General features: G+C 34.5%; 7 protein-coding genes. 1 reads left to right on the top strand and 6 read right to left on the bottom strand.

Features of this window, described 5'->3' with window-relative positions; translation table 11 throughout:
- Positions 1 to 296: CBS domain-containing protein (locus L6N96_05750; protein MCP8323662.1), on the bottom strand; the 296-nt coding region annotated here is incomplete at its 3' end.
- Between the two features lie 206 nt (positions 297 to 502).
- Positions 503 to 1,054, bottom strand: coding sequence for a flavin reductase family protein (locus L6N96_05745; GenBank protein MCP8323661.1), 552 nt, complete (start codon positions 1,052 to 1,054; stop codon positions 503 to 505).
- A gap of 136 nt (positions 1,055 to 1,190) precedes the next feature.
- Here L6N96_05745 and L6N96_05740 point away from each other — a divergent pair, with 136 nt between their 5' ends.
- Positions 1,191 to 1,529, top strand: a complete 339-nt coding sequence (locus tag L6N96_05740) for an arcadin 1 (protein MCP8323660.1) — start codon at positions 1,191 to 1,193, stop codon at positions 1,527 to 1,529.
- Positions 1,530 to 1,858: 329 nt separating this feature from the next.
- On the opposite strand, the gene L6N96_05735 is transcribed toward L6N96_05740, so the two are convergent.
- From L6N96_05735 to L6N96_05720, 4 genes are all read right to left on the bottom strand, one after another.
- The gene (locus L6N96_05735) at positions 1,859 to 2,014 is read right to left on the bottom strand and encodes a hypothetical protein (protein ID MCP8323659.1); all 156 of its coding nucleotides are present in this window, start codon (positions 2,012 to 2,014) and stop codon (positions 1,859 to 1,861) included.
- A gap of 111 nt (positions 2,015 to 2,125) precedes the next feature.
- On the bottom strand, positions 2,126 to 4,300 hold the full coding sequence (locus tag L6N96_05730; GenBank protein MCP8323658.1) for a bifunctional alpha,alpha-trehalose-phosphate synthase (UDP-forming)/trehalose-phosphatase: 2,175 nt from the start codon (positions 4,298 to 4,300) through the stop codon (positions 2,126 to 2,128).
- A 254-nt stretch (positions 4,301 to 4,554) separates the two neighbouring features.
- Entirely contained in the window at positions 4,555 to 5,763 is a 1,209-nt protein-coding gene (locus tag L6N96_05725) for a glycosyltransferase (protein MCP8323657.1), read from the bottom strand.
- Positions 5,764 to 5,873: 110 nt separating this feature from the next.
- On the bottom strand, positions 5,874 to 6,314 hold the full coding sequence (locus L6N96_05720; protein MCP8323656.1) for an ester cyclase: 441 nt from the start codon (positions 6,312 to 6,314) through the stop codon (positions 5,874 to 5,876).
- Between the last annotated feature and the right edge of the window lie 104 nt (positions 6,315 to 6,418).

Raw genomic sequence — 6,418 nt, 5'->3', positions numbered from 1 at the left:
TTCTCCTCTTGGTTTAATTCTCTAATAGTCCTTCTGAACTTGAGAGATGCAATTGGATAGATATGAAAGAATTGGAGTGTGTCATCAATTAAATCTTCTGTCTTTCCTAAGATACTTGACTTTGACTTGAAAAGCTCGATTATATCCCTCTCAGAGATTATGCCTACTACATTATTGTAATCATCAATCACAGGTGCACCACTAATACCTAGTTTAACAAAAGTTTCGGCAACCTTTGAGATCTTCTCACTCTGCCTAAAACTTATTACATTGACATTCATTAAATCCTTGACCAATTTCAAAGTTAATTCTTATTTAGATCGATAAGCCTCTATGATAAACGTTACTATGATCATAAATGTAGTAGTTAAATTAAAAGGGTGGACTCTAATGATTAATCCCTGACACGATTAAAACTTTATAATGTCAGTTTATTCGATGGATTTTTTTATTTCGTTTATAGTGATTTGGACGGTTTTTCCTCTTTGATTGTCAGGAGTATTTATTTTGAGAATCCATGCACACCTATTTTCTGATTGAGGCTCCAGTATTCACCTTGATTGTAAACAAAAGGAGCTACTTTTGTGAAGTTGATTTTTCCTTTTTCATCTAAAATTTCTTGATCAACATGAACATAGACTATCTCGCCAAGTAATAAGTTGTGAACACCTAAAACTATCTTCTTTTTAAGAACACATTCGATATTTACTGGACATTCTCGTATAAGTGGGGGCTTTACCATTTCAGCAGGTTCTGGGGTAAGACCTGTTTCAGAGAACTTGTCCACTTCATTGCCTGAAATCATTCCACAAAAGTCTGCCTCTTTCAATATGTCCTTATTTGGGATATTTGCAACAAACTCTCCAGTATCCTCGATTAGTCCATAGGAGTATCTGTTAGGACTGATACCCAGACCTAATATAGGTGGTTTTGAACAGACTGTTCCCACCCATGCCAAAGTTATTATGTTGGGCTTTCCTATAGAATCTACACAAGTAACCAGAACAACAGGACAAGGAAACAAAGCAGTCCAAGGGCTCTTTTTCACTTTCATAGAAATTATTTTCACATCTATTAACTTAAATTATTTTATATCAACATCTTAATCGGATGCTTTTTAATACCCCTTTAGAACCAAACAAAACGGTAAAATATATTGGTGAAGAAAGTAGAGGAGAGTTGATTAAAGAATGACTATTAAGGTTCGAGTACACAGCATCTCAAGTATGCCCGATCAGAGGGGTCGAGCAAGAGGAAAGCGAATAGAACTGGTGGCTGATATTGTAAAATCCTTTAGTTCAAGTGATAGTAGCGATGAAGCAAGAATGGTTCAGGGAGTGGTTTCCCAAATTCAAAATATGGGATTGCTTCCACCTATCCAGATGATCAAGAGAAGCCCTAAGTTGATCCTCTTTCTCACAGAAGAAGAATATGACCGATTGGGGATAAGGTTTGAAGTTAATGACGTCTATGAACTAATGCTGAGAGATGGAACGATTACTTTTAATAGATCGACCGAAGGAGTCTGACAAGCCGAGATAAGAATGTATTTTGGATGTACTTTATTGATCTTTTTGCTTATGAGTTCAATGAATCCTTGGTCTATTTTTTTTAGAAGGAAAAGATGAAGAATGCCTTTCTTTATTCTATAGGATTTAGAGAATCTTATCGAAGCGTTAGCAATAAAATAATATCTTTTTTAATGTAAACACGTGAAGCCATGTTTTTTATTATAACTTTTTTAATAGGAGCACGTTCAATATAGATCAGTGTTAAGGATGACGAAATCCAAGAAGCAACATAGGCGTAAGATGAAGAAAGCTGAGACTACAGCACGCCACTCAGACGTACATCAGCGTTAGCTTTGAAAATAACCAAACTCACAATACTTTAAGGGTAATCTATGTAAATCTTCGAGCGTGGGTGTCTTTGCACTGGCTTTATCTTCATAGCCCACAATAATATCGAATAGGTTTGCAGGTATCTCTGCAACTTCCTCTTCAGGTTGGAACATCTTTTCATTGTCTTTTAATGCTTTCTCTAAATCTATTGTTTGATAGTACCAGCTTTTGTTTGATTTATACGTTATGTTAAAAACCTTCTTAGTAATAATTAATAATCGAGTCTAAACCAACTCTTTTAAAAAAGATGTCACCTCGCTAACAGAATCTAAATTGAATCTTGCCTTTGAAGAACCGAAACCAACTTTGATGGAATATGCAAATTTAGGAAGTACTTCAAAAATATCTTCGTCCGTCAAATCATCGCCTATCCCTAAAATAAAATCCCATTTTCCTTTTAAAATCCATCTAAGTGCGGCTCGACCCTTATTTATTCCAGAATTCTTAATTTCAATTATCTTATTCCCTTCTAAAACTCCAAGATTAAGGTTCTCTGTTAGATGTAAAAGATCATCTATCAGTTCTCTTGTCCTTACGATACCTAACTTAACATCAGCCTTTCGATAATGCCATACAAGGGAAAAATCTTTTTCTTCAATAAAGGATCCTGGGGTTCGATCCACATATGTCTCAAGAATTGGTCTTATCTCATTTTTCCAATCGTTTTCTATAGGTTCTATCATCTCCCATATCTTTCCTTTCTCTTTAATCCACACACCGTGTTCAGCAATCAACCCAATATTTAATTGACCAAACCAGTTGTCTAAAATCCCTTTACTCCTTCCACTTATGAGAACTACATTATTTTCAGGTTGCATAGTAAGTCTTTCGATTAATTTTAAAAGTTCGTCATCTGGTTTTGCTTTTTCAGGCTTTTCAGCAAAAGGAACTAGTGTTCCGTCATAATCCAATAAAATAAGCCTATTTTTACTTTTAGTGTAATCAATGATCAACTTACTTTTTATTTTATGTCCAATTCTCTTTGCACAGAATTCTTCTTGAATCTTTTTAGTGACAATTAATCGATTTTTAAAATCACTCGCCCATCGTGCTACATCATACCGTTGTAACCTTTTTTGCATTATCTCATTGCGTTCTCTCTGTTCTTCATAAGGCATTGACAAGGCTTTATTCAACGCTTCTGCAACCTCTTCTTTGTTGCTTGGATTGACTATAATCGCTTCTCCTAATTCATGTGCTGCTCCAGCCATTTCGCTGAGAATCAAGACACCACTTCCATCCGTTTTAGTTGCAATAAATTCTTTAGCCATCAAATTCATCCCATCCCGTAGTGGAGTAAGAAGGGAGACATCGGCCAGATGATATAAAGTGACGAGGGTGTTAAAGTGTAAGAAACGGTATAGGTACCATACTGGCATCCATCCAATAGTACCATGCTTTCCGTTAACTCTTCCTACAAGTTCATCTAACTGCTTTTTTAGTTGTCTATAATACTTTACTTTTGTTCGTGAAGGTACTGCTACTAGAATGAGAATTACCTTTTTTTTGTATTTTGGATGCTTTTCCAAAAAGAGATTGAATGCTTCTAATCTTAATAGTATCCCTTTAGTATAATCCAGACGATCAATGGATAAAATTATCTTGCTTTCTTTTACTTTTTTATGAATTCTATTTAATTCTCTTTGCACTTCTGGTTTTTGTACAACGTTGGAAAATCGTTTGTAATCTATGCCCATTGGAAACGCATCTGCCAATATTTTTCGATTAACAGCAGTAATTTGATTAAAGGTATGCTCGTAACCTGTCAAGCGACGAACACTTTCAAGAAAATGCCAGACGTAGTCATATGTATGAAATCCTATAAGATCCGACCCTAAAATTCCTTCTATTATCTCTTTTCGCCATGGAAGAAAGCGAAATGTCTCAAAAGATGGGAAAGGTATATGAAGGAAGAAACCAATCGTTGCTTCCGGATATCTTTCTCTTATAAATTTTGGAAGTAACATTAAGTGATAATCATGAATCCAGATGAAATCATTTGGCTTTAAGACCTTTAAAACCGTATTACAAAAAACTTTGTTGACTCTTTTATATGCCTTCCAAAAAATTTTATCATATATTGTATGCTGAGGGAAGTAGTGAAAAAGAGGCCAGACGGTCTCATTACAAAAACCTTGATAATAATCTTCAATATCGGATTTAGAGAGAGAAACTGGATAATAGCCTTCTGACGAAAACCTTGCTTCAACATCTTTTTCCTTTCCTTTCATCTCTTCACTAGTAATTCCTGACCATCCTATCCATAGACTCTTATAGGAATTATAAATTGAACTTAACCCTGTAGCCAATCCACCAGCACTAGGTTGGAAGAATAACTTTCCTTCTTTTTTTTCTATGCTAATAGGCAATCTATTTGAGACTATTAGTAACCTTCCCACAAAATCGCCTTTTTTACTTATAGTAAATGAGACAATCTTTTTTAAGGTTTGATATGTATGAGCAACAAGGAATTATATTTTGAATCCTTAGTGAATACCCTAAGGAGAGAGAACTCAACTCAGTAAAAATTTGATATTGATAAAGAAAGTGAATAGCTACATGATAGGATTTAGAAACTCATAACAGTTAGAGAAGAAAATTCTGTCATCGAAATGTATAGAAAAGATATTTGTCGATTCGATTTAAGACTCAATTATTTTAATAAATGATTTAATAAGTCTAAATAATCCAGTAAGAGTCTTGTTATCAGAAATTTTTTCTCAACAATTTCCTTTCCTTTTTTACCTATTTCTTCTATTGAAGAAGGATTCTGCAAGATTTGAACAATCCTGTCTGCAAACTTTTCTTTATCATAAGGATCGATCAAAAAGCCGTTTTCACCATCTTTGATTTGAAAGGGAATCCCTCCAGTGTTTGAAGCCACAACAGGTTTTTCCTTCCAAAGAGCCTCGGTTACTGTAAGTCCAAAACCTTCCCTTATCGACTTCTGTATTATAACTGAAGAACTTCTCTGTAACGCATTTACAACAATATTATTTTCACTTGTTATTAGTATGACATCTTTATTTTTTATCAAATCTTTTGCTTTTCTTTCTACTTTCTTATATACCATCCAACCTTCTGAGTCATCTGTTGCCATACTTCCACATAATACCAGCCTACAATCGACTTTTTTCTTTACGAGTTTGAATACTTCGATAACTCCCTCTGGATCTTTCCATTTATCGAACCTTGATATTTGAGCTATGAGCGGTTTATCCATAGGTATCCCAAACTTTCTAAGATATTTTGAAATTACTCTTTTGGGAATTGTTATATTCTTTGGTGAAAGAGGATCTATGGCAGGAGATATTATTCTCTGTTCTATAGGCAAATCTTCCCTTTTATATTTCTCATTAGAAACAATAACTCCATCATATCTAAGAAGAAAATTTTTCAGATATTCCCAAAGTTTATTATTTGGATTAGAAATATCTATGTGACATCTCCATATCCACGGTTGCCTTTTTTTATAGAATTTTATAAGAGGGAGCGGCTGGGGATCATGTATAATTAAAAAATCATGATCTATTCTACAATACGAAGAAAAATCTTGATTAGCTTGAACATATAATCTTTTTTTGATATCGCTAAGATGTAAAGGATCTCCTTGTAATGCGTTATGAAATTTCTTAGTTATTGTAAAGAAATCAGGAGTCCCACGAAGTATCCTCCAATCCGTGTCTATTCCTGCATTGTTCATAAGTGGTATAAGGGCAGAAAGCATCTCAGCTACGCCACCACCATAATAGGTGGAATTGATATGCAAAACATGTATTCCGCACAGTTTTTTTGCCTTTTTATGAATTTGAGAAATAACTTCATCCCCTACAATTTCTCTGTAGTCGTCTAAGTCCTTCATTGTTTCTTTCTAGCTAGAGAATTATTGATAAATATTTATGATATCTTTATGAACTAATTTATGTTCGAAGACCATTAAAAAATTAGGTTTTGCTATTATAGTCAAATTAGTTACTTGACATCTTCTGGAAAGAGTTTCTTTCCTTTTTCTGTGATTTCGATAGCACCTATTTGTTTGAACATATCCACGTTATCAATGACGTTCCAATACTCTGCAAGTTTACCATTTACGATTCGATAGATATCAACACCCTTAGAGGTTATCTTCTTACCAGTTGGGGGTAATCCCATAAATTCGCCTGTATGGGTCCCAGTATAAGAAAGACGAACCCACACCTTATCCCCTTCAGCAATGATATCTTCAATCGTTTCATGCCAATCGGGGAAGCCTGTGAAACCCATGGTGAATAATTGTTTGAGACCGTCTCGGTCGACTTGGTTGGTGTGGTCAACATAATCTGGTGCGATAAACTCGTCAAATGAGTCCAAGTTATGCTTATTATATTCTTCAATCCACCTACGAACGATAGACTTATTCTCTTCTAATGACATTGAACATCACATTTCCAATATTGTATTTTTGTACCTTTTTAACAATTGTCTTTGTGTGAAAAATTGGCTATAAAAAATTCATGTGTTCAAGTGTCACGTCTTTT

Source organism: Candidatus Methylarchaceae archaeon HK02M2 (assembly GCA_024256165.1).
In the GTDB taxonomy this organism is placed as follows: Archaea; Thermoproteota; Nitrososphaeria; order Nitrososphaerales; family JACAEJ01; genus HK02M2.
The sequence above is the reverse complement of the archived record's forward strand: the minus strand, read 5'-3'. Positions and strand labels throughout refer to the sequence as shown.

Excerpts from the sequence above, each read along its gene's own strand:
- L6N96_05735 (MCP8323659.1), bottom strand. The coding sequence starts at position 2,014 with ATGTTCCAACCTGAAGAGGAAGTTGCAGAGATACCTGCAAACCTATTC.
- L6N96_05725 (MCP8323657.1), bottom strand. The coding sequence starts at position 5,763 with ATGAAGGACTTAGACGACTACAGAGAAATTGTAGGGGATGAAGTTATT.
- L6N96_05740 (MCP8323660.1), top strand. The coding sequence starts at position 1,191 with ATGACTATTAAGGTTCGAGTACACAGCATCTCAAGTATGCCCGATCAG.
- L6N96_05720 (MCP8323656.1), bottom strand. The coding sequence starts at position 6,314 with ATGTCATTAGAAGAGAATAAGTCTATCGTTCGTAGGTGGATTGAAGAA.
- L6N96_05745 (MCP8323661.1), bottom strand. The coding sequence starts at position 1,054 with ATGAAAGTGAAAAAGAGCCCTTGGACTGCTTTGTTTCCTTGTCCTGTT.